The sequence below is a fragment of the Sporosarcina luteola genome (assembly GCF_023715585.1).
GTDB lineage: Bacteria > Bacillota > Bacilli > Bacillales_A > Planococcaceae > Sporosarcina > Sporosarcina luteola_D.
Map to the genome: position 1 here is coordinate 81,039 of NZ_JAMBOK010000005.1, position 23,864 is coordinate 104,902.

The 23,864-nt window shown below is 43.7% G+C and carries 18 protein-coding genes; 5 read left to right on the forward strand and 13 right to left on the reverse strand.

Annotated elements, in window-relative coordinates; translation table 11 throughout:
* The first annotated feature begins 119 nt into the window (after positions 1-119).
* Entirely contained in the window at positions 120-1,757 is a 1,638-nt protein-coding gene (locus M3193_RS15710; RefSeq protein WP_251629630.1) for a PucR family transcriptional regulator, read from the forward strand.
* Positions 1,758-2,816: 1,059 nt separating this feature from the next.
* Here M3193_RS15710 and M3193_RS15715 read toward each other — a convergent pair.
* The 4 genes from M3193_RS15715 to M3193_RS15730 form a co-directional block, all read right to left on the reverse strand.
* Positions 2,817-4,160 carry an allantoinase gene (locus tag M3193_RS15715; protein ID WP_251629632.1) on the reverse strand — a complete coding sequence of 448 codons (1,344 nt, stop codon included), beginning with the start codon at positions 4,158-4,160 and terminating at the stop codon, positions 2,817-2,819.
* A gap of 71 nt (positions 4,161-4,231) precedes the next feature.
* Positions 4,232-5,590 (reverse strand): allantoinase AllB, encoded by a 1,359-nt coding sequence (gene allB / locus M3193_RS15720; RefSeq protein WP_251629634.1) that lies wholly within the window; start codon positions 5,588-5,590, stop codon positions 4,232-4,234.
* Between the two features lie 79 nt (positions 5,591-5,669).
* A complete protein-coding gene (allW, locus tag M3193_RS15725; protein WP_251629636.1) occupies positions 5,670-7,139 on the reverse strand; it encodes an allantoin permease in 1,470 nt (489 codons plus the stop codon).
* Between the two features lie 308 nt (positions 7,140-7,447).
* A complete protein-coding gene (locus M3193_RS15730; protein ID WP_251629637.1) occupies positions 7,448-8,845 on the reverse strand; it encodes an NCS1 family transporter in 1,398 nt (465 codons plus the stop codon).
* A 464-nt stretch (positions 8,846-9,309) separates the two neighbouring features.
* Between M3193_RS15730 and M3193_RS15735 the strand changes: the two genes are divergently transcribed.
* From M3193_RS15735 to M3193_RS15750, 4 genes are all read left to right on the forward strand, one after another.
* The gene (locus M3193_RS15735; RefSeq protein ID WP_251629639.1) at positions 9,310-9,624 is read left to right on the forward strand and encodes a hypothetical protein; all 315 of its coding nucleotides are present in this window, start codon (positions 9,310-9,312) and stop codon (positions 9,622-9,624) included.
* A gap of 63 nt (positions 9,625-9,687) precedes the next feature.
* Complete coding sequence (locus tag M3193_RS15740; RefSeq protein ID WP_251629641.1) at positions 9,688-10,176, forward strand: spore coat protein; 489 nt, start codon at positions 9,688-9,690, stop codon at positions 10,174-10,176.
* Between the two features lie 203 nt (positions 10,177-10,379).
* On the forward strand, positions 10,380-12,452 hold the full coding sequence (locus tag M3193_RS15745) for a S9 family peptidase (RefSeq protein ID WP_251629643.1): 2,073 nt from the start codon (positions 10,380-10,382) through the stop codon (positions 12,450-12,452).
* Between the two features lie 68 nt (positions 12,453-12,520).
* Positions 12,521-13,702, forward strand: coding sequence for a DHH family phosphoesterase (locus tag M3193_RS15750; RefSeq protein ID WP_251629644.1), 1,182 nt, complete (start codon positions 12,521-12,523; stop codon positions 13,700-13,702).
* Positions 13,703-13,930: 228 nt separating this feature from the next.
* Here M3193_RS15750 and M3193_RS15755 read toward each other — a convergent pair whose 3' ends face one another.
* From M3193_RS15755 to M3193_RS15795, 9 genes are all read right to left on the reverse strand, one after another.
* Positions 13,931-14,698 carry a 3-hydroxybutyrate dehydrogenase gene (locus M3193_RS15755; protein WP_251629646.1) on the reverse strand — a complete coding sequence of 256 codons (768 nt, stop codon included), beginning with the start codon at positions 14,696-14,698 and terminating at the stop codon, positions 13,931-13,933.
* Between the two features lie 104 nt (positions 14,699-14,802).
* On the reverse strand, positions 14,803-16,131 hold the full coding sequence (locus M3193_RS15760; protein WP_251629648.1) for a GntP family permease: 1,329 nt from the start codon (positions 16,129-16,131) through the stop codon (positions 14,803-14,805).
* Positions 16,132-16,449: 318 nt separating this feature from the next.
* Positions 16,450-17,790, reverse strand: coding sequence for a sigma-54 interaction domain-containing protein (locus M3193_RS15765; RefSeq protein ID WP_251629650.1), 1,341 nt, complete (start codon positions 17,788-17,790; stop codon positions 16,450-16,452).
* A 120-nt stretch (positions 17,791-17,910) separates the two neighbouring features.
* The gene (gene phoU, locus M3193_RS15770; RefSeq protein ID WP_251629659.1) at positions 17,911-18,570 is read right to left on the reverse strand and encodes a phosphate signaling complex protein PhoU; all 660 of its coding nucleotides are present in this window, start codon (positions 18,568-18,570) and stop codon (positions 17,911-17,913) included.
* Positions 18,571-18,611: 41 nt separating this feature from the next.
* On the reverse strand, positions 18,612-19,415 hold the full coding sequence (pstB, locus tag M3193_RS15775) for a phosphate ABC transporter ATP-binding protein PstB (RefSeq protein WP_435372054.1): 804 nt from the start codon (positions 19,413-19,415) through the stop codon (positions 18,612-18,614).
* Complete coding sequence (gene pstA, locus M3193_RS15780; protein ID WP_251629661.1) at positions 19,415-20,239, reverse strand: phosphate ABC transporter permease PstA; 825 nt, start codon at positions 20,237-20,239, stop codon at positions 19,415-19,417. The genes pstB and pstA overlap by 1 nt, the downstream gene beginning before the upstream one ends.
* A gap of 1 nt (position 20,240) precedes the next feature.
* Positions 20,241-21,089: a phosphate ABC transporter permease subunit PstC gene (gene pstC / locus M3193_RS15785; RefSeq protein ID WP_251629663.1), complete on the reverse strand. Its 849-nt coding sequence runs from the start codon at positions 21,087-21,089 to the stop codon at positions 20,241-20,243.
* Positions 21,090-21,196: 107 nt separating this feature from the next.
* A complete protein-coding gene (locus M3193_RS15790) occupies positions 21,197-22,042 on the reverse strand; it encodes a phosphate ABC transporter substrate-binding protein (RefSeq protein ID WP_251629665.1) in 846 nt (281 codons plus the stop codon).
* A 230-nt stretch (positions 22,043-22,272) separates the two neighbouring features.
* On the reverse strand, positions 22,273-23,844 hold the full coding sequence (locus tag M3193_RS15795) for a SagB family peptide dehydrogenase (RefSeq protein WP_251629667.1): 1,572 nt from the start codon (positions 23,842-23,844) through the stop codon (positions 22,273-22,275).
* Positions 23,845-23,864: the final 20 nt, after the last annotated feature.

Below are 23,864 nucleotides of genomic sequence, written 5' to 3' on the forward strand. Positions count from 1 at the left end.
TTTACAATGAACAAAACCAAGCTTTATTTTTGTCTACTTTTAATGTACAATAAACTATGGTATGTATGTGCAAACTGCTTAAAAATTCTATTGGGAATTCTATAAAAGAGGTTATGCTTATGAAAACAGTAAACGATTTATTTATATTGGAAGGCATGAAAGAAAGCATTGTGCTTGCGGGCCATCGCGGTCTTACAAGAAATGTGCAATTTGTAAATATTTCCGACACGCCGGACATCATCAATTTCTTGAAGGAAAATCACCTTCTCCTTACGACTGGATATGCATTCAAGGACGATCCTGAGAAATTCTGCGAATTGATTAAACAAATGTATGAATTAAACTGTTCAGGACTTGCCATTAAGATCAATCGATTCTTCAAAGAATTGCCCCGTGAAGTGAAGCTGCTCGCCGATGACTTGGCGTTTCCTATCATTGATTTGCCTACGAAGCACACATTAGGTGAAGTATCCCGACACATTTTGAATTATTTAAATGATGCTGAATCGGAACAGCTCTATTACGCGTTGCATGTCCAAAAAGAGTTTTCCGATATGATGATTAAAGGTTACAGTTTAACTGCACTCATCGAGCAATTGGGGCATTTTTTATCCCGTCCTACCCTGCTCTTGAACCATAGGGGAGAAAAAATTGCCCATAGTCATGATTTCCGGATGGACTCAATGAAATTGGCCGAACAGGAAATCATCGAAAAAGTGAAAGAAGACTTACCATCTGCCCGGGAAGGAAGCACCTTTACGATTCCTTCGAGGGAACATCAATCCATTTCCACTTTCCCTGTTCAAACCAAACGGCAGCATCCTAGCATGCTCGTCATTGTCGATTCCATGACTTTGCCTTATCCATCTTCGCAAATGGCGATTGAACAGGCCGGCAACGTCATTACCTTTACAATTATCAAGGAGCAGGCAATCGAAGAGAACTCAAGGCTCCTCAAAAATAATTTCTTTGACGACTTGATCGAAAATCGGATACATTCTGATGAAGAAATCTTGAGCCGTGCTAATTATTATGGCTTGAACGAGGACTTAAATAACATTTGCATCATTTGTACTGTAGACCAAAAAGGACAAAATTACGAAGATCTTCAATTGTACGAGAAAAAGGCTGGAGAACTGTACAACAGTATTTATGATCAACTTGAGGATGAGATTGTTCATAGCGAATTGGACGGTATTTTATTCACGAAGGAAAAATACTTCGTCATGATCTTGCAATACGCTGATGAAGCGGACACTGCAGAAGTAACTGAATTTGTTGCGAGATGCCAGGAAAGCTTGCAAGGCGATTATTCAATCTCCTTCGGCGTCAGCAATACGGTTCAGTCCATTAAAGATATTACAACCGCCTATGCAGAAGCATGCGAAGCAATTATGAGCGGATACGATATGAATATGCTCGGCTTCATTAATTTCTATAAAATGAAAGAGCTTGAAGATTTATTAAACACGATTCCCGAAAAAGATTTGAAAGCACTGTATGAGAACACACTGAAGTCCCTTGCCCATCCAAAGACAAAAGAAAACCAGGAATTGGTCAAGACGATTCAAGTGTATCTGGATTCACAATGTGAGATTTCGGAAACGTCCCGCCGCTTGTATATCCATAGGAATACAGTGAAATACCGTATCGAGAAAGCGGAAGAGTTGCTGAATTGCTCTTTCCGCGACCCGGCCCACTCATTGCGCATACGTGTAGCGTTGATGATCGGATCACTTTTAAAAGAAGACGAATAAAACCAAAGCCCGGTTTGAATGGGCTTTGGTTTCAGACTATAGACAAAAGGGTTGGAAATCTATGATTTCCAACCCTTTTGCTTAAATATGTACATTTTAACTGTCAGTAGACTAAAATAACGTTGATTTCCGTTCCGGGCATACGCTTTCCGGGGGGCTTGCCCTCAGCCTCCTCGTCGCTTTGCTTCTGCGGGGTCTTCACGCCGCGCTAATCCCCCAGGAGTCGCCGCCCTGCACTCCAATCAACTGGATGTCCATTTAGGTTATCGGCATCATTCAATCAACGCATACAGCCTCCGCCCTCCATATCAAACTGGCCAGCTGCTTAAGATTGATGGCAGCAAAAGTCAGCATTGCTTGCATGGATATTTTATAAGTCCCCTGTCACCTGTCCATCGCATGTCCTGCTTTTCTTCGAAATGCTCGTCATAGACATCCTCATGTTTTCTGAAAAAGCCTTCTTTTGTCATTTCGTTTATTAAGGAAGTGCAGGAAGAACCTGTTTCTCTAAAAGGAAGTTAGCAATAGATGTTAATTGCCTGGCACTGGAAAGGATGCCGAACGTTTGAATGGATGTCATCTTTATCAGTACCACTGAATCTGTACTAGGTCTCCCATTAATTGATAAAGATCCTCAACTATGGATAGAAAAAGGAGAGATTAATGGCCGCATCCAGTTTGCCCACCAGATGGTCTTGAGGAAACCCCGTTGATTGGAGCGGAGAGCGGCGACTCCTGCGAAAGCCGTGACGAAGAACGGCTTTTGCGAGCACAAGCGAAGCGTTGCGAGCAGTGTTTTTTGCGCCCCTAAGGGAGCAGGATGTGGAGGCTGCCTTAATTTCTGCAAAGAACGCAGAAATTAAGGCAAATCGAACCCTACGTTGTTCGATTGGCTGAAGCCGTGCCCGCGGAAAGCGTCCGCACGCAGCGGAAATCAACACTGTTAGCTTCCTCTCTATGTTTAAAGAAAAAAGACTGAAGGCAAACACCATAATTCATGGTGTTTGTCTACAGTCTATACCCAAAGCCCGGTTTGCATGGGCTTTGGTTTTTTTGTTTTTATTGGCCAACAGTTGTTTTCTCAGAGACGATTTCATCGTTCTCAAAGACAACTTCTCCATTAACGATAGTTGTTTTGACTTTTCCTTTGAACTCAAACCCAACGTATGGTGAGTGCTGGTGACGGTAGAAGAGGTCTTCATTCTTCAGTTCAAAGCTTTCGTTCAAGTCAACAATCGCTATGTCTGCATCATAGCCAGCTTCGATTGCGCCTTTATTCGAGAGGCCGAATAGTTTCGCTGGGTTCGTTGCAGTCAATTCAACAATTTTCTCCAATGGAAGATTGCGTTTGAAATAGCCTTCAGTCAACATGATGTTCAACGTGGACTGTGCACCGGAAATTCCGCCCCAACCTTCAAAATAGTTGTCTGTAATTGTTTTCATAGTCGCCGGAGCTGGTGAATGGTCGGAAGCAATAACGTTGATTTCCCCATTAGCAATCGCAGCCCATAGATCTTCGACTTCGTCTTCGTCGCGTAGTGGAGGGCAGCATTTCGCCAATCCGCCTTTTTCTTCGAAGTCTTTTATTGATAGCGCTAAATAATGCGGGCATGTTTCCACCGTAATGTCTACGCCGCGCTGTTTTGCTTCTGTTATGATGTCGACTACTTTTCTGCTGCTCGCGTGGACGACGTGAAGCTTACATCCAGTCGCTTCCGCATAAGAGATAATTCTTCGGACAGCTTCGATTTCAGAAATGATTGGTCTAGACTCGACAAAATCTCTTGCAGATGTCTTGCCTTGTTTTTGCTTTTCTTCAGCAAGTTGGTCACAAATGACCGTGCTTTCCGCGTGAACGGCAAGAAGCGAACCGAAGGAAGCGATTTCTTTCATCCCTTTAAAGATCGTTTCATCATCAACATGGTTGAAATCAGCAATACCGCTTGGCGACATGAATGCTTTGAAACCAATAACCCCATTTTCGTGAAGTTCCTTGAGGTCCGCAATGTTCTCAGGAACAAGGCCGCCCCAGAAATATGGATTGACGATTGATTTTTCATCGGCGCATGCCTTTTTCAAGTCAAGATTTTCTTTATTGATTGTCGGAGGCGTACTGTTCAATGGCATATCGAAGAAGGAAGTCGCTCCGCCGGCAGCCAAGCTTCGGCTTCCTGTAGCAAGTCCTTCCCATTCTGTTCTTCCCGGCTCATTGAAGTGGACATGCGTGTCGATCAAGCCTGGTAAAACGTGTTTTCCTTCTGCATCGATTACACGATCAGCCGTGCCTTGCAGCGCTTGGCCAACTTCTTGGATCTTACCGTCTTTAACAGCAATATCACCTTTGATAACGGATTCAGCTGTAACAATCGTACCGTTCTTAATAATCAAATCGTATGTACTCATCGTTAATTCCTCCAAATAAAAAATTTACCTTTGCCATTGCCGCAACGGACAACGGCAAAGGTATAAATGAATTAGTTAGTAGCAGCAATCAACTTGCCGACAGGTTCTCCGACAATGCCTTCTTCCAGGTCGAATACGACATGTCCGCGGACGATTGTTTTTGTCACGCGGCAATCGATTTTTCTGCCTTCGTATGCACTATGTTTGTTTTTGTAGTAAAGGTCTTCCCTTTTCACTGTGTACGATTGGTTCGGGTCGACTAAAATGATGTCTGCGTCTTTGGAAACTGCAATTTCACCTTTGTGCGTAATGTTGAAACGCTCAGACGGGTTTGTTGAAATCAATTTAACGAATTCATGAACTGGAAGTCCGCGCTGTTTCACAGCTAAGTCAAACATAAGGTCGACGTTGTTTTGCGCGCCGCTAATTCCGCCCCATGCTTCCCAAATCGTTCCTTGCTTCAAGTCCTCCGTACAAGGCGAGTGGTCGGACGTCAGCCAGTCGATATTGCCAGCTAGAAGCTCGTCCCATAGTCTTGCTTGGTCTTCGGCTTTTCTGATTGGTGGCTGACATTTTGCTTTCGGACCGACTTCATCGACTTGGTCCGCAGTGAATGCGAAATAGTGAGGGCAAGATTCAACCGTAACATCGACGCCTTCTTGTTTCGCTTTTAGGATTACCTGAATTGCCTCTGATGTACTAATATGAACAAGGTGCAATTTACAGCCAGTTTCTTTAGCGAAAAGAATCGCACGCTGAACTGCTTCCACTTCTGTGAAGATCGGACGGGACTCCGCATATTCAACTCCGGAGTTTTTGCCTTCCCTTTCAAATTCCTTAGCAAGGCCCGATGGTACAGACGCGTTTTCTGCGTGGATGCATAGGATCTGATCCAATTCAGCCAGTTTTTGCATGCCTTTATACAAAGTGAAGTCATCCACGTTTACGAAATCATCCGGAATGTCACTTGTAATATCGGATAGGAAGCATTTAAACGCTAGTACGCCAGCGTCCGACATTTCCTTCAGCTTATCGACGTTGCCAGGGACGAGTCCGCCGTAAAACGCGTAGTCAACATAGTTCTGGTCAACAGCCGCCTCCAATTTAAGATCCAACGCTGGTTTGTTTGTTGTTGCCGGCAGGGCATTCAGCGGCATTTCCACGTAGCTTGTTGTACCTCCTGCAGCCAGTGATTTCGATCCTGTTTCGAATCCTTCCCACTCCGCACGGCCAGGTTCACTGATGTGTACATGCGTGTCAATCATTCCAGGCATGACATATTGGCCAGATGCATCAATAACTTCCTTTGCATCTTCCGTAATATTCTCTGCGATGCATGAAATCTTCTCATCTTTGATACCTAAGTCAACGTTATAAACACCATCACGTAAAACTACTTTTCCGCCTTTAATAACTAAATCGAAAGCCATTTGAATTTCCCCTCTCAGTTATCAATGATTTTTTTGCCCAACAAATTTACACCAAACATCAGTTTCACCATTTCTCGAATTACCTATTCTCCTTCGATAGCTCTGGAGCTTTTCGCAGCATAGCACCTTTTGAATAGGTCGATTCAAGCGCCGTATAAAGAATGAAGGCTGTAATGATTCCTACAAACCAAGACATATCATAAAGCGGCTTTAGGACAGGTACTACGTTTCCAATCAGACAAATGACTCCCGCAATTATAGTTGTAATAATCGCATTCACATTGAAGCCTTTTGTATAATGGTATTTTCCCTTTTCCGCATCATATAAAGCATTCAAGTCAATTTTAGTTTTTGAAATGAGGAAGTACTGGGCTAGCATGATACCAGTCACCGGAGCCAGGATTCCCCCAATAATATTGAGGAAAGTGAAAATGCTTGTTGCATTTTCCATCAGTTTCCATGGCATGACGAGAATACCAGTAATTGCTGCAATTATGGCACCCGATTTGAATGTGAGTGTCTTCGGGAATAGGGATGCTAATTGGTAACCTGCCGGTACAATATTTCCCGTTACGTTTACAGATAATGTTGTTAAGCAAAGTGTAAGTACGGAAATAGCGATTGCAAATGTCCCGTCAAAACGTGCTACAACATCGAGTACGTTCCAAATTGGTGTTCCAAAGGCGATTTCCGATCCGACAATGATGGCGATACTTGCAACCGCGAAAAGCAAATAAGTCACAACAAGGCCGACAGTTTGTCCTATCGCTTGCGTCTTCGTCGATTTTGCAAGCTTCGTGAAATCGGAAGCGTTAACAATCGGTGCTGCCCATGCCGCAACGACTGCCGTTACAGCTGCGATGAAAATAACTATTTTATTCCCTGGAACTCCTGTGCCTGTATATGAAAGAATTGGACCGATTCCGCCCGCTAAGTTAATGGCCCAAATTGCCATTCCTCCAAAAACAATATACACAAGCGGCGAGAGGATATTTGTAAACTTCCCTAGGAAAGCCATACCTCCGTAAATTAACGCAATGTTCAACAACCAGAACAGTAAAAATGAAATTAACGCCGGCAAAGATAACCCTAGAAAGTTCCAATCTCCGCCTAATGTCAAATATGTCGGCCAAAGCTTACCGATTAGAATTGATAAAGCCTGGCTACCTGCGTACGTTTGAAATCCGAACCACATAATTGCTGAAATGACTCCCCTTAACACACCCGGAATCATTGCACCTTTCGGACCGTAAGATAAACGCAGCAGCATCGCAAACGGCAATCCATATTTCGATCCTGCATGACCATTTAGAACAAGCATTGCTGATATGACAATGGAAGCAGCCATGATTGCAGCAAACACTTGGCCGACCGACAATCCCAAAGCAAATAGAGCACCGATGGCAATATAGTTTGGAATGTTATGAACAGAACCCATCCAGACCGTCAGGAAATTGCTAATCCCCCATTTCCGATCTTCTACTTTTGTGGGCAGAACATCTTCACTATATCCTGCACTCTTCATTTTTTCTCTATCAAAAAGAGTCAAAAAAACCCCTCCTTAAAATTTACCACTAGTATTCGAAACCTACCTATATTGAGGTTCATCGGCAAGGGTTTCGTACCGTTGTCTTCGCCCCAACGAGCTTCACATCTACCGTAGTAGTGGACGTCCTCATTATACAACCTATATTGATATACTTCTTTAGGTCACTTAAACAAAAGAACGATGTTTTATTAGATACAGTGGATAAGGAAGGGTTTAATAATAGACACTTTAAATAAACGCTTGTGCAGTTTGAACAAAACAATTGCCTCTTGAAGAGTGATTCTTCAAGAGGCAATTTATAAGATTCATTATTTCTCGAAAATAGTTCCTTTTTTGAAGCTTGAATTTTTAAACGCGTATTTCGACAGAAGATAGTAAGATGTCCCCGCGACGACAAGACCGATGATCCATGCTAGCTCAACCTCGATGAATGCAGCACCTGCACCGATGAACATTGCGATCAATCCTGCTGGATTATATCCGGCGAATGATCCCTCGTCATTATACAAGTCCGTCATATCCACTTTCTGTTTTCGTAAGATATAATAATCAACTAGAAGGATGGAGATAACAGGTCCTAAAAATGCTGAATAGATGAGGATGAACATATTCAACCCTGTAGCTGACGATTCCTGGATAAGCAACCAAGGAAACGCACCTAAAGCTAGCAATCCTGTAATCGTTACAGAAGCTTTGTATTTCAATTTTGTCAGCAATGTAATGACATAGGCCGGCGGAATGATATTCGCCACCATATTTGTTGCAATAACTGCCACTACGATAAAGGCTGACACGAATACGGAAACATAATCATTATTAAGGATGATTGGAAGTGCTTGCGCCGGGTTCGTAACTCCTGTTGCAGCTGCCAACATTGCACCAATGACAATAACAAAACCGTATGAAATTGTTATTGGAATAAAGTATAATGCTCCACGCTTCTTATCACTTAAACCAGTTTTCAGCTCGCGGGAATAGTCCGCAGCACTTACAAAGATTCCTGCATAGTTCCCCAAGAAGACCATGATGAGTCCGAAGAACGGCAAGCCCCATGAGCCTTTAGCTTGTACCCATGTTTCAGCAATTTGAGTTGTATGTGAAGTCATAAGGATCCCAAATACATATACGAGCGCTGCCATGAAAACGATCGATGCAACTGTTTCCACCCATTTAATCGCATGGAAACCGAATAATGAAAGGACGATCTGGAATAATTGAAGTCCGATGAAGCAGACAACAACATTATTGAATGCTCCGTCCGTAACGATTTTCATTATTTCATTCAACGCAGTACCGCCAATCCAGCTTTGAATACCGTACCAGACGATGGCAGGTACACCGCGTAATAATGACGAAATGACTTTCCCTTTTATCCCGAAGGACATTCTAAGTTGTACAACGTATGGAATACCTTCACGATAACCTAGTCGGTCATTCAATGCGAAGATCGTTGAAATGATCCCAATGGAGATCAATGCTGCCAAGATTGTTTGGAAGATGTTCAATGTTGCCGCTCCTGCGACAATTACACTGGCTCCCAATGTCATATTCCCTAAGTTCACCCCGTCGCCAATCCACATGAAGACATAGTCTTTTGGCTTGACGGTCCGATCCTGCTCGGCTTTCGGATGCAGTGATTCATCTAACGTCGAGTGTTGGTCGCCTTGAATTGCTTTTGTCTCGATAGCTTCATTTATTACTGTCATATCAACTGCCCCTTTCAATGCTGTATTTTCAACTGCATTTAGTTTGTATTTGGCTGATAAAAGTTTTACTTCTAAAACATTTTCATCGTGCACCACTTATTATACATAGCTTTGTGGTTCCGGTCTTTATGTCTAGTAACCAAAATGCACAACCCCTCGCTATGTACTGTGCATAAGGTTTTTACGATAATCGCTAATTCGGCCAAACCTTTGTGCATGTTGAACAATGAATTAAGGACGTTTTTGTCTACCTTCTGGAATTCATTGGTATAGGAGCCAAAAGACCGAATCAACGAAAAGGAAGAACAATCCCGCTATAAGGGGGATGTTCTTCCTTTTCATTTCATACGTTGCTCTCTACATCATGATTCCCTATGTATTTTTCCTGTTGTATGTATAGATGCCCGGCTACTAAGGTTTCGCGGGAGTATACATATTTGTAAGTGCAAAAGGAGGTGATTTGAGTGGAAGACAAAAATAACCGCGAACAATTATATGGACTGTCGAGCCAGTTAATGGAACTGTTTGTAGCTGATGTATTCTCCAAACACAAAATCGATATCGATGAAGCTAAACAACGCATGACAGTTGAGCAACGTGAAGGATTGAAGCAGACAGTTGAACAGCTAAAAACTCAAGTAGACGACTTTTTGGCATCGAAAGCCGTTCGGAAAGTAACCGATTCACAGGAAAAAACAGACGGACAAGCGCCCCATCCGCTACGAGATGCATTCCTACAAAAGAAACAACAGAAGGAAAATAAAAAACAACAAGAATAGATGATTTGTCCAACTCAAAAACTTTCCTGCACATGTAATAGGAAGAGAGAGGAGGGAAATTTAATGGACTATGACAATGACTATGAATATTATTCACGTGAAGAAGACAGATGCCGAGACAGATGGTCTGCATTAGATGATGATGCAACGCACCCGCTCGCTACTCGCAGAAACGAAAGAAGAAATACAGGGGCAGATGCGGAGTTGGATTCCAATATCGATCAGCTTTCCAACGAACTAATCGTCATCCGTGATTCTGCAAATGTCACAGTCAGCACGACTGACACGCAAGTTGCCGTGTCCTTACAAGCTGCACTCCAAGTGGCGATTGCAATCGTCATCAATATCTCGATTGCAGATGCTACAAGAGCGGAACGCGTGACTACAGAACTACTGGAGCGAGCACAAATCCGGCAGACGAATCGCCAAAGACTTATCATCGTCAACTCCCGTGATGTCGAGGTGACAACGGTAGATACTGATGTAGCGATTTCCTTGCAGCTGTTGCTACAAATCCTCTTGGCGCTAATCGTACAACTGGAAATTCTATAATGCCAAGAGAATAAGTAGTTCTCTACACTGACCGCCCCCGCGACTCCCAAGTTGACGGGGGCGGTTGTCTGCAAGGAAACCCCTTTAGCCTAAAATATGCAGTGACCTGTATGTTTGTTACGAATCCGTCACGCATCTTTTAAAAAGAGGTATTTCTGTACATTGTCGCGAAACTACTAGTTATAAGGAGAGGAGGAACTAGAATGAAACCACCTATAGCAAAGCGGATTCCCCATCCCCATGAATTGCATGGCGATGTACGCGAAGACGACTATTATTGGCTGAAGGATCGTACTAACCCGGAGGTCATTAATTATCTTGAAGAAGAAAATCGGTATTATGACGACATCATGCGCCCCATGGAGGAACTAACGGACCTAATTTATCAAAGCATGGTTGACCGTGTTCCCGATTCGGAAGTGAAAGTTCCTGTACAGCATGGACAATACTACTACTATTCACGTTTGGAAAAGGACAAGCAATACCCGATCTATGCACGCAAACGGGCGGCAAGCCGCGAACTTTTAAACGATGCATCGGAGGAAGTGGTGCTCGATCTGAATGTATTGGCCGAGGGCAGTGACTATTTAAGCGTGACGGTGCAGCGTATGAGTACCGATCACAACCGCCTGGCCTATTTGGAGAACCGTGATGGAACCGACCGTTATACTATCTATATAAAGGACATGGAAACGGGCGAGCTTCTGTCCGACCGGATTCCTGATGTGTTTTTATACGGAAGCATGGAATGGAGCCGCTCTGGCGACTATATTTTCTACATTACTGTTGATGACAATCAACGCCCTTGTAAATTATGGAGGCATCGAGTAGGCAGTGACGTGGGGAACGATGAGCTTGTCTATGAAGAAAAAGACGAGACATTTACACTTTACGTGTCTAAATCGCAAAGCGGGAAGTTTATTTTTGTTTATTCACATTCGAAAACGTCAAGTGAAATCCGCATGGTGGATGCAGATGCCCCTTCCTCCCCTCTGCAACTACTGGATGCGCGGCGAGACGGGATTCTCTATGATGTCGAGCATTGGGGGGAGGATCTGCTCATACTGACAAACGAAAATGCGCTGAACTTCCAACTGCTCCGTTGTCCACTTGACGACATCAGTTCACGGGTGAATGTCGTTGCGTATAACGATCAGCGGTATCTTCAAGGGATGTATCCGTTTCGCGATAAGCTGCTTGTCGCAGGCCGGGAGAACGGGTTGACGCAGATTTGGATAGTGCAGGACGGTGAGATGAGTCCGCTTGTATGGGATGAGCCCCTTTATACAGTATCGGTTTTATCCGACCAAGGCTACGAGACAGAGGAAGTGCTGCTTCAATACGAGTCGCTGCTTACGCCAAAAACGACGTACGGGCTGAACTTGTCTACTGGAGAGAAGCGTCAATTGCAAGTGGCACCCGTCAGTGGAGAATTTGACCGTTCAAGCTATCGCCAAAAGCAATTATGGGCAGTTGCCGAGGATGGCGTCAATGTTCCGATGACCGTTGTCTATCAGGAAGGTGCGCTCGATGAAGGGCCAGCGCCATTGATTCTATCTGGATATGGCTCCTATGGTGCAAACAGCGATCCGCATTTCGATCCGTATCGTCTCCCGCTCTTGGACAAGGGTGTCGTATTTGTCACAGCGCAAGTGCGCGGCGGTTCCGAAATGGGACGAAGTTGGTATGAAGATGGGAAGATGGAACATAAACGAAATACATTTACGGATTTTATTGCCGCAGCGAAGCATCTTATTGAGCAAGGATATACAACACCGAATCGAATGGCGGCTCGCGGAGGCAGTGCGGGAGGCTTGCTCGTTGGAGCAGTGGCAAATCTGGCCGGCAATTTATTCAAGGTTGTCGTTCCTGCCGTGCCGTTCGTTGACGTCGTTACGACGATGCTCGACACGACCATTCCCCTAACTACATTGGAATGGGATGAATGGGGCAATCCTCAAAATCACGAGGATTATTTCTATATGAAGTCCTATAGCCCCTATGACAATGTGGAAGCGAAAGACTATCCGCATATGTATATTACAACCGGCTTGAATGATCCGCGTGTCGGATACTGGGAACCGGCGAAGTGGGTTGCACGCCTGAGAGCATTGAAAACCGATGACAATGTCATTGTGTTTAAAACGAATATGGGTGCAGGACATTTCGGCAAGTCAGGCCGCTTCAACCACTTGAAGGAAGCCGCGGAATGCTATGCATTTGTACTTGAGAAGCTTGGTGTTGGTGCTGAACTAACACTTCCAACCTCCCGATAATTCGGGAGGTTTTTTGATGTCTGTCACTCCTGCATTTTGACTATACTGTCGTTCGAGGAGTGATGGATGTGTATAAATTATTGTCACATAATGATCTGGACGGCGTGGGATGCGGAATTCTAGCGAAAATAGCATTTGGAAAGCAGGTTAACGTGCGCTACAATTCCGTTTCCGGTCTTGATCGCGAAGTGGAATGGTTTCTTGAGAATGAAGATAAGGATACATTTTTGTTTATTACCGATTTATCGGTAAGTGGGGAAAACGAAAAGAGACTTGAGTCGTTTTATCAAGACGGCGGGAAGATACAATTGCTGGATCACCATAAGACAGCTTTGCATTTTAATGACTATGAGTGGGGCCATGTCGTGGTGGAGGATGAAGAAGGAAAATCAACTTCAGCGACTTCCTTATTTTATGAATACTTGGTGACACATCAACTAATAGAGCCATCAGATGCGATTGCCGAATTTGTCGAGCTCGTCAGGCAGTATGATACATGGGAATGGGAGAAAAATAATAATCAGAATGCACAACGGCTCAACGCTCTCTTTTTCCTACTCTCCATTGATGAATTTGAAGAAAAGATGATCGAGCGACTGCTTTCTAATGACCACTTTCACTTTGATGAATTCGAAAAGAAATTACTCGATATGGAAGAAGATAAAATCGAACGCTATATTCGCCGGAAGAGGCGAGGACTCGTCCAGATGCAAGCGGACAACCTTTTTGCGGGAGTCGTATATGCGGAATCCTACCATTCAGAGCTGGGAAATGAACTTGGCAAAGAATACCCTCATCTTGATTACATCGCCATCTTAAACATGAGCGGGAAACGAGTCGGTTTTCGAACAATCCATAATCATGTTGATGTATCTGAAGTTGCCGGGCAATTCGGCGGAGGCGGGCATGCAAAAGCTTCAGGATGCTCAATGACCAAGGATGCTTTTCAAAAATTTGTGTTGGACACGTTCCACTTAGAGCCATTGCGGGAAGATGCACGACGAAATCGCTATAACGTCAAACACTCCTTGTTTGGTTCCCTCTATAAAAACCGAATGGAAGACAGCTTTTTCCTCTACCCGGAAAATGATCAGGCATGGGCCATTAAACAAAATAACATAAAACTGGAACAGACCTTTACAAGTTTCGAGGAAGCGGAACGTTTCCTCAAAAGAAACTACGAAGCATGGCTCGTACGGGACGATGCTTTCGTCAATTACTTAATGGAAGAGATAAAAAGTAATCAATAGAGGTGCCAAAAATAGAGGTGCCTAAATAGAGGTGCCTGTGCAGCAAACTATTCTGACTATGCACTACAATTGAATAAATTAATTCAGAAATCCATTCATGTCACTGTTTGCAATTTGAATCTGTACATTTTTATTCATTTTATCGAATTGTCATAAATGTGTGCTGCACAGGCACCCGAAAGATTCTGTCAAATGAAAAGCGACCTCTCGTAGATGAGGTCGCTTTTTTTATTGAACTGTATATCCGCCATCCAGCACGACCGCTTGGCCGGTCATGCCTCTTGCTGCATCGCTCGCAAGGAATAATGTCAGATCGGCGATTTCCTTAACATCTAAAAGTCGCTTCTGAGGCACTAATGGATAGATGACTTCCTCGAGTACGGCTTCAAGCGGCACATTGCGAGTTGTCGCCAAGTCTTGGAGCTGATTGCGCACTAATGGCGTGTCAACATAGCCCGGACAGATTGCGTTCACTGTAATCCCATCTGCAGCCGTTTCCAAAGCCGCCACTTTCGTCAAGCCGATGACGCCATGCTTGGCTGAGTTATACGCCGCTTTCCCTGCGAAACCGACAAGCCCATTAATGGAAGCCATATTCAGGATACGTCCGAAACCATTTTTTCTCATATGCGGCAATACGAGTTTTGTTGCAATAAATGGCGCTGTGAGCATGATTTTAACGAGCAATTCGAACCGCTCTGTCGGAAAGTCCTCGAGCATTGCAACATGCTGCATCCCTGCATTATTGATGAGAATATCAATTCTTCCAAAATGATCAATCGCTTCATTTATCGCCTTTTCTAAGTCTGCTTCAGACGTGACATCGCATTTGATGCCAATCGCGTCCCCGCTAAGTCTATGGGCAGCAGCCTGCACTTTTTCCTCATTGATATCGGAAAGTACAACCTTAGCACCGGCTTCAGAAAATGCTTGGGCAATTTCAAAACCGATCCCTTGCGCTGCTCCTGTAATAAATAAAACTTTTCCTTCTACCATGCGAAACCCTCCTGAGACAAAAATACGGGGCGCCAAACGCGATGTGCCTAAGGCGCCCAATGAGTAAACTGTCATCCAGTTGTTAATCTATACTACAAAACCGGTTAAATTCCAAAGCCAAAGGAGAACAAGATGATTGCAATTGCCACACCAATGACTGGAACAATTACAGTCAATGCCCCCACTGGACCGTACGCATCTCGATGTGATTCACCACAAATGGACTGTATGGTTGTTACAACATATCCGTTATGCGGAAGGGAATCAAGTGCGCCTGACGAGATGGCGACAACGCGGTGCAACGCCTCCGGATCTACTCCCATGTCCATATAATGAGGTGCTATCAATGGCAAGGCAATCGTCTGACCGCCTGATGCAGAACCAGTCATGCCTGCAATTACCGATACCGCAATGGCTGCGCCGATTAAAGGAGAGCCCGGAATGTTTGTCATAGCTTCTACAGCCATTTGGAAAGCAGGGACCGCTTTTGCAACTCCGCCGAAACCGACTACTGCGGCAGTGTTTCCAATCGCAACAATTGCGCCAAGCGTACCTGCTGAAACAGCCGCACCAAAATTAGAAGAATATTTTCTTCCTACAAAATAAGTCGCGATAATCCCACCGAGCAACGCGACAATCAATGCCGACTGAGCTAATGAATCGTGGAAGATAAATGAGATGATCAGTACAACAGCCAAAGGAATCATGGACAAGAAAGGATTTGGCAGTTTACGTGTAGTATCGAATGTTGGATCCGATTCCCTGCCGACGAACCGCTCACCCTTATTTACTGCTTTAGTCACCATTCTCTTCAGCCACCAATAGCCAAACACTGCCATAAACACGGCGACTAGTAAACTGACTTCCCAGCCTGCGTAAGCAGTTGTCCCCAAGTACGGGATCGGTATCCAGTTTTGGATTTCCGGCGATCCAGCTGAAGTCATTGTAAATGTTACCGATCCAAGAGCTAATGTCGCAGGAATGAACCTTCTTGGCAAATCAGCTTGTTTAAATAAAGAGATTGCCATTGGATATACCGAGAATGCAACAACGAACAAGCTTACGCCGCCATATGTCAAAATCGCACACGCCGCAACGATAGCCAATACCGCAAACTTCATACCCAAATTGTCTACAAACCATTTTGCAACGGCATCTGCTGCTCCGCTATCCTCCATAACTTTCCCGAATACCGCACCAAGCAGGAACATCATATACCAAGATGCAATAAAGAAAGTGAATCCACCCATATAACTTGTAACAAAATCAGCTTGCCCTTCATCTGCAAGTTTAGCGAATAGGGGCATGCCACTCATAAGCGCAACAAACAACGCGGAAATAGGACCGACAATCAAAATATTTACGCCCTTCATTGTCAGGAAAATAAGAAGAGCGAGTCCTCCAATCAAACCAATCATCCCTAATGCTTCCATTCCATTTCCCCCCCAAGCGTAATTGTAATCTTCAGTTAATATTGTTCAAAAAAATAATGACAGTAGATACATTACATTTACTGATCGCTTGTCTCTCTGAACCCACCTCCTACATATGTAACTAGTAAAGCGCTTTCAATTCATTTAATCAAAGCTTATGAAATCTTGCAAACCTTTATTTATAAGCGTTTGACTAGATAAATTGAAAAGACAGTCCGGAATACCGGACTGTCTACTCATAACCCTTTCCAATATATGAAACAAGGATTTTACAATGTCCGAAATTCCGGACTCGTGTCCAGAAAACCGGAAAGTAGTTCAAAACTCATATTTTTTCAATTTCTCATAAAAAGTACTCCTACTTACCCCTAACGCCTCTGCTGCTTCTCTTTTATTCTCGTACATCTGAAGAGTTTCAGCAATGATATTCCTCTCCAATTGCTCAACCGCTTGCTGTAATGTTTGCGTGCTTCCTGTATAGTAAAGGGATTTAGCTCGGACTCCTTGAGGCAGGACACTTGGTTCCACCAGATCTCCATTCGTCAAATAGACTGCCGCTTGGATTATGTTCTGCAATTCCCTCACGTTCCCCGGCCAACTATATTCTTTAAGAGTTTGCATCGTCCCGGGTGCAATTGAAAGATTGCGCTTCCCGACTTTTGCAATCGTTTCGTGAAAAAAGTGATTTGTGATTTCCTCGAAATCTTCCATCCGCTGACGAAGGGGCGGAATTTGCAACGTAACTGCATGAATCCGATAATAGAGATCCTCACGAAATTTCCCGGACTCCATTAAGGTTTTCAGCGGTTGATTCACAGCAGCAATGATTCGGACGTTCACTTCATTGGCATTGTGGGACCCGATCGGTTCAATTGTTCCTTCCTGAAGAACCCGCAATAATTTCACTTGCAGCGAGAGTGGCATGTCCCCTAGATCATCCAGGAACAATGTACCTCCTTCCGCTTGATGGATTCTCCCTTTTCTCTGGAGCTGTTCAGTAGATCCGACACTGCCAAAAAGCTCAAGCTCAAGAAACTCTGCGGGAATTGCTGCACAGTTTACTTTGACAAATGGCTTTTCAGATCGATTCGATAGGTAATGTATGCTCTGCGCAAACATTTCCTTTCCGGTTCCGCTTTCTCCCTGGATCAATACAGGTAAATCACTCGGGGCGATCATTTGTATGGTCTCTTTAATTGACCGGATTGAATCGGAGGATCCAAGAATATCTTGAAGTCGGAAAGTCGCTTTCTCTGTAGACTGCCCTATCTTAATTTTCTCCATTGTCGTTCTCACTTGAGAGCTCAAATTTTGCCAATCGTTCAAGTCCCGAAAGATAACACTTCCGAAAGCCCCTACAATTTCATCATCCACCCTCACTGGGACACGATTCGCTAACATGTAGTTTCCTTTGATGAAGTGAGGTGATGCGATATGCTCCTCACCCGTCTTTATCACTTCATGCATCCGGGAATTTTCAATGACTTGGTTCACCGGCTTTCCGATTGCTTCTTCACGAGTCGTTTCTAGGAACTTACAGTATTCCTCATTGATATATAAAATGTTCGCTTCTTTATCAACGACAACAAACCACTGAAATGCATTCTCCAATATTTCCAGTAAGACCGATTCCGTTAATCTATCCGTTACTGACGTCATCATACCCCTCCATTACATTCCCTAGTACTCTTATCTTCTCAAAATAGTGAATAGAGAGCAAACTCATAAAAAATAAAGATGGAATCCTCACGAAAGAAGGATTCCACCTGATGTAGTTTGTTATTGATTCAAATCATAAATCTGACCTTTTATTAAATACGCAGCGCTTTCGGCAATGTTTGTTATGTGATCAGCGGTACGTTCAAGATAGCGGCTGATGAACAGCAGCTGAACGAGCTGTGTTGTTTCTTCGGGGTGTTGGCGCAAGTATTCAGTAATGCTTTTATATGTTTCTGCATAGGCATTGTCGACTATATCGTCTAAAGCGGCGACTTCCTTAGCAAACGCCATGTTCCCGTCGATGAACGCGGACACGGCCATATTCAGCATCTTAAGGGATGTCTCATTCATTTGCTCAAGTTTTGTAATGTTCATCAGCGATTCGGTCTTTCCGATTTTAGCAGTCGCTTTCGCAATGTTTACAGCGAAATCTGCAATACGTTCGATATCAGAAGTGATTTTAAGAGATGCAATGATTCTTCGTAGATCCGTTGCAAATGGTTGCTCTTTTGCAATAAGCCACACAGCAAATTGGTTGATTTCCTGGTCAAGATTATCAATAGCCGTGTCTTCATCGATAACTCGCAATGCCAATTCAATATCTTGTGTTTTAAACGCAGTGAACGCTTTCTCAAATGCGGATATGGTAAGTTTGTTCATCTCCAGCATTTTGTTTTGTAATTCTTGCAAGTTCTTGTCAAAGTTCTTCCTTGCGTTCATGAAAGTCACCCCTTGATAATAATCAATTACGCCTTGGTACGTTAACCGAAACGGCCAGTTACATAATCCTCTGTTCTTTGGTCCTTCGGATTTGAAAAGACGTTATTTGTCACGTCATATTCAACAATTTCTCCACTAAGGAAGAAAGCTGTTTTGTCCGACACTCGTGCAGCCTGTTGCATATTGTGTGTTACGATTACAATTGTATATTCTTTTTTTAATTGTGCAATTAATTCTTCAACTTTCAATGTAGATATCGGGTCAAGTGCCGAAGTAGGCTCATCCATTAGAATGACGTCAGGTTTCATCGCAATTGCACGGGCAATACAAACCCTTTGTTGCTGACCGCCTGATAGACCGAGTGCTGATGACTTGAGACGGTCTTTCACTTCATCCCAAATCGCAGCTCCGCGCAAGCTTTCCTCAACAATTTTGTTCAATTCTTTCTTGTTTTTAATGCCTTGCGCCCGAGGCCCGTAAGCAACATTGTCATAAATGCTCATAGGGAATAAATTCGGTTTTTGGAATACCATCCCGACTTTTGTACGAAGTTTAATGACATCATTGGATTTATATATATCTTCGTTATCGATGAGAATATCTCCGTTTATTTTCACTCCATCAATTAGATCATTCATGCGGTTCAGCGTCCGAAGAAAGGTTGACTTCCCGCAACCGGATGGCCCGATTAACGCTGTCACTTTCTTTTCTTCAATAGTTAGTGATACATCGTATAGTGCCTGTTTATCTCCATAAAAAAGACTCAAATCTTTTACTCTGATTTTTGACGTTCTCTCTGACTGCTTCATAAGCGCTACATTCTCCTCCTTCACTTCTTGTATCATTAATAATCCGCTTTCGTTAATTTCTTTGAAATGAACGTAGCCGAGAAGTTCAAAATCAAGATGATGACGATTAATACGATTCCAATCGCAGCTGCCAGTTCAATATCCCCTGCCTCCTGCGTAACTAAATAGGAGTGAACCGTTAATGTCCTCGCGGAAGAGAAGATGCTTGCAGGCATCGCCGCCACAGTTCCAGCGGTTAAAAATATCGCTGCCGACTCGCCGACAATCCGTCCCATTGAAAGGATGATTCCTGACAGGATTCCAGGCATTGAACTTGGCAAGATGACTTTCATAAGTGTTTGAAGTTTTGTTGTACCTAGAGCCAGAGAACCTTCCCGGTACGTTTGCGGGACCGTTTTCAATGATTCTTCTGTTGTTCGTATGACAACAGGCAATACGATAATCGTCAACGTCAATGACGCCGCGATGATCGACATGCCAAGCTTTAACGTCGTAACAAAGAATACGGCACCGAATAATCCATAGATAATGGAGGGAATCCCTGTTAAGCTTTCCGTCGCAAAACGGATCGTTTTAACAAGCCTGCCTTGCTTTGCGTACTCTTGAAGATAGACTGCCGCTAAAATCCCAATCGGTGTGGCAATAACGAGTGAAATGACGATTGTATACACGGTTGTAACAATCATTGGCCAAATGCCTCCACCATCTGTCGGTGAATAATCGCCAAAGATGAATTCCAAATTGATGAGACGGAATCCTTTATAAAAAATGAATCCTACAATCAGCAAGAGAATACCGACCGTGACGAAAGCCGAAAACCATAGAAGCCCGCGCAATACATTATCCTTAAACTTCCTCACTTTAGTGGCCCCCCCTTGCGCTGATTTTTGCCAGAACGAAATTTAAAATCAAAATAAAGGAGAACAACACGATACCTGTCGCAAATAACATTTCTTGATGCACGCCTGCAGCATAGCCCATTTCCAGAGCGATATTAGTCGTTAATGGCCGGACACTGTCAGTCAGACTCGTAGGCGTGATCAAACTGTTTCCTGCTATCAAAATGACTGCCATCGTTTCACCGATCGCTCTCCCTAAACCTAAAACGATCGCTGCCATAATACCGGACTTGGCTGCCGGCACGACCACTTTGAATATTGTTCCAATTTCAGAAGCACCAAGTGCCAAAGAACCTTCCCGATACGTTTTTGGCACAGCGCGAATTGCAGTTTCAGCCACCGTCACAATTGTGGGAAGCATCATGATCGCCAATACGATAATGACGGCCAATAAGCTTTGCCCTTTTGCTAATCCTAAATTGTTCTGCAAAAATGGCACGATAATGGCAAGGCCAAAAACGCCATACAGAACAGATGGGATCCCCGCTAGCAGCTGGACAGCTGGCGATATGATTTTTGCAAACCGTTTCGGCGCAATTTCTGACAGGAAGATTGCTGTGAATAAACCAATCGGTACCCCAATAAGCAGCGCACCGATTGTCGCATAAATGGAAGCGACAATCATTGGGAATATCCCGAATTTATCCTCGCTCGGCACCCAATCAACTCCGAAGATGAAGTCAATAAAGCTATAACCTTCTGCTATGAATGGATGGGAACCTCTATAAAATACAAATCCAACAATCAACAGCAAACTGAGCACTGATAAAAGTGCACAGAATAAGAAAAGCTTTGATGATATACTTTCCAATATATATTTTCTCCTATTTGATTTACCGTTACCTATGTTTTGTTTTTCAATAGGTGGGCTTGTCATAGCTGCATCCCTCCGAGATCACTAATGTAGACTGACAGACGTTATTGATTAACCGGTATAGCCCCGGTTTCAACAACCACATCTTGTCCTTCTGGACTTAAAATGAAATCAATGAATTGTTGTCCTGCATCGGTTAGATTTCCTTCTTTGGCGACGAACAAGAACGGTCGTGATAGTTTATATGTTTGCTTCAGAACGTTATCCGCTGTCGCTTCCACTCCATTAATGTCAACGGTTGAAATGGACTCATCCACATATTCGAAGGAAATAAAACCGACCGCATGCTTATTCATTGCAACTGTCGTTTTAATATTTCCGTTTCCACTCGCAATGATGGCGCTTCTCACTAGCTCACCTGAAGAGTAGTCAACGATTTCCTGAAATGCGTCACGTGATCCGGACCCATCCTCGCGGGAAACGACGACAATCTCCATGTCATCACCACCGAGTTCTTTCCAGTTCGTTACTTCACCAGTGAATATTTTCTTCACTTGCTCGAGCGTGAGACCTTTCACTTTATTCGACGGGTGAGTGACGACAACAATACCGTCATAAGCAATAACGATTTCGTTTAATCCGCTGTCGACCTCTTCCTGTTTCAAATCACGGGAAGACATCCCGATTTCAGATACTCCATTAATCGCATTTGTAATGCCCGCCGATGATCCAATTTGGTTGATCTCTATTTTCACATCGTTGTTTTCTTCATATTTAAAAGCTAATTTTTCAGCTAATGGTCCTACCGAAGTAGACCCTGAAATAGCAATTGTAGTTGAACCGTCTTTTGACGAGTTGGTCTCTCCTTCGGCATTGTTGCCGCATGCAGCTAGCAAAACTGTTAAGGAGATAACGAATAATCCTTTTAGCGCATCCCTCATGATTTTCATCTATATACCTCCAACATGATTTATTGGCTCTTTGTAAATAATAATAGAAGTTTGTAAATTTACTTAGGTATTCTTGTAAAGGTTTTGTAAATTCTCTTTACACCATTGGATGGAGCTTCCTAAAATAATGTAATTCCCTGCTTATATGATTAACCAAAAAGAGAAGTTTTAGCTCTCTACATAAAGATAGCCTCAACTCCTAAAAGGGAATTGAGGCATTACCACTAACTTTAACTATGCAGACCCCCACTTAACCAAGGACGGTGTCGATACGGACCTGTCGGGATTTGGATAAGACTGGTTTTTCCTTGTGGACTCAGCTTGTAAATCGCATCACTACTGTTCACATCAAACCCGAGGAGTGGGTGTCCTCCAAATCCGAGGGCTGACGCGACTAGAAGCAATCTTTGCACCAGCATACCCGCTTCCATTTGCTGGATTCGATATCCTCTGTATCCCATGTCCGGTATTAAATGATTTTTGTCCCCTACCACATGTAGACAGAGCGGTACTTGAAACAGATTAACATTCCCTCCGGCCATACCGTGCTGTAACCGCAATCGCTGATCTCCGAGTTGTACTCGACGTAACGCATGGGCATCGCTGTCATAGTGATAGGCACCATCCGGTATGCCCTCGACAGTATACAAACATCCGTAAAGCGAAACACGGGACTTCTGTTTCTTTTGAACTTCCTCCAAATCATTTTGATACGAGAAGGAATCCATCGCACCCTTAAGCAATGTGGCAAGCTGCAGTTGACTGACATTCCCCAAAACGAAATCTTTGTCCGGTGAAAATCGCTTTCTGCAGACCGACGCCAAATCATAAGACAATCGCTTCACATAAGGCAGAGTCACCGTTTGACCCTCACAATTTGTTTGTTCCTCCTTGACATGCCGAAACGATTTCGTTGATTCCAACATAGACGCTTCATTCATCTTGGTTAACATCGGATACTCTTTAACCGTTCGTGAGTGGACGTAATGAGTAGACTGAATTGCTTTCAACTCTTGGCATAATTCAGTGGATGAGTCATCCCCATCTATGGTGCTTTTGTTGAAGCAGCTTGTTGTTTCCGCCGATAGCGGAATCACCGCATACACGCTCTCCTCTTGTTCGGAAAGCCCAAGTAGGTGGTTGATGGCCCGATCTAGGAACTGGAAGTATACCGAAGAGTCGAATCCATAACATTTTGCAACTTCCAGTAATTGTCCAATCAGTACACCAGCATCTAAGCCTTGAAGACGGTAAGCGAAGTTATTGTATTTAAAGAAATTCTTCCAAAACATTGTCGATACAAAAACAGTACCAAAACATTCGGATACGTCACAGCGATTACCAAGCGCCCTGGAGATATATGAATCGTAATTTCCTTCGCGCAGCAACATTAAGCGATGATGTGCCACATCATAATGGTAAACACCGGCAGGCAAATTCTCTATCTTCAAATAAACGTACAATTCGTTTGGATACAGCGCCCCACCGGAAGGAACAAACCTACGTTTCGAATGCATTAGGTCCATGGCTTGATCGCTGGAACCCAAATCCATCATAGACTCGCTAAATTGAGTTAGACCAAATACATACCAGAGAAAATGACCAATGTCGCTTAAGTCTATCTTTGCATTTACTTCCATCCTTTTAATCGTCAACGGTACTTCTAAAGAAAGCGGAATCACAGGTAAGCCACGGTAGAGCTTATACGTAAGCGGTGCATCGTCCCAATCCACTTCCCAGTCTGGCGGGCTTGCCTTGTCAATGTCAAAATGGAGATTGTGCAGCAATGCCTCAAGATTCATCCTCCTACCTCCTAACCACT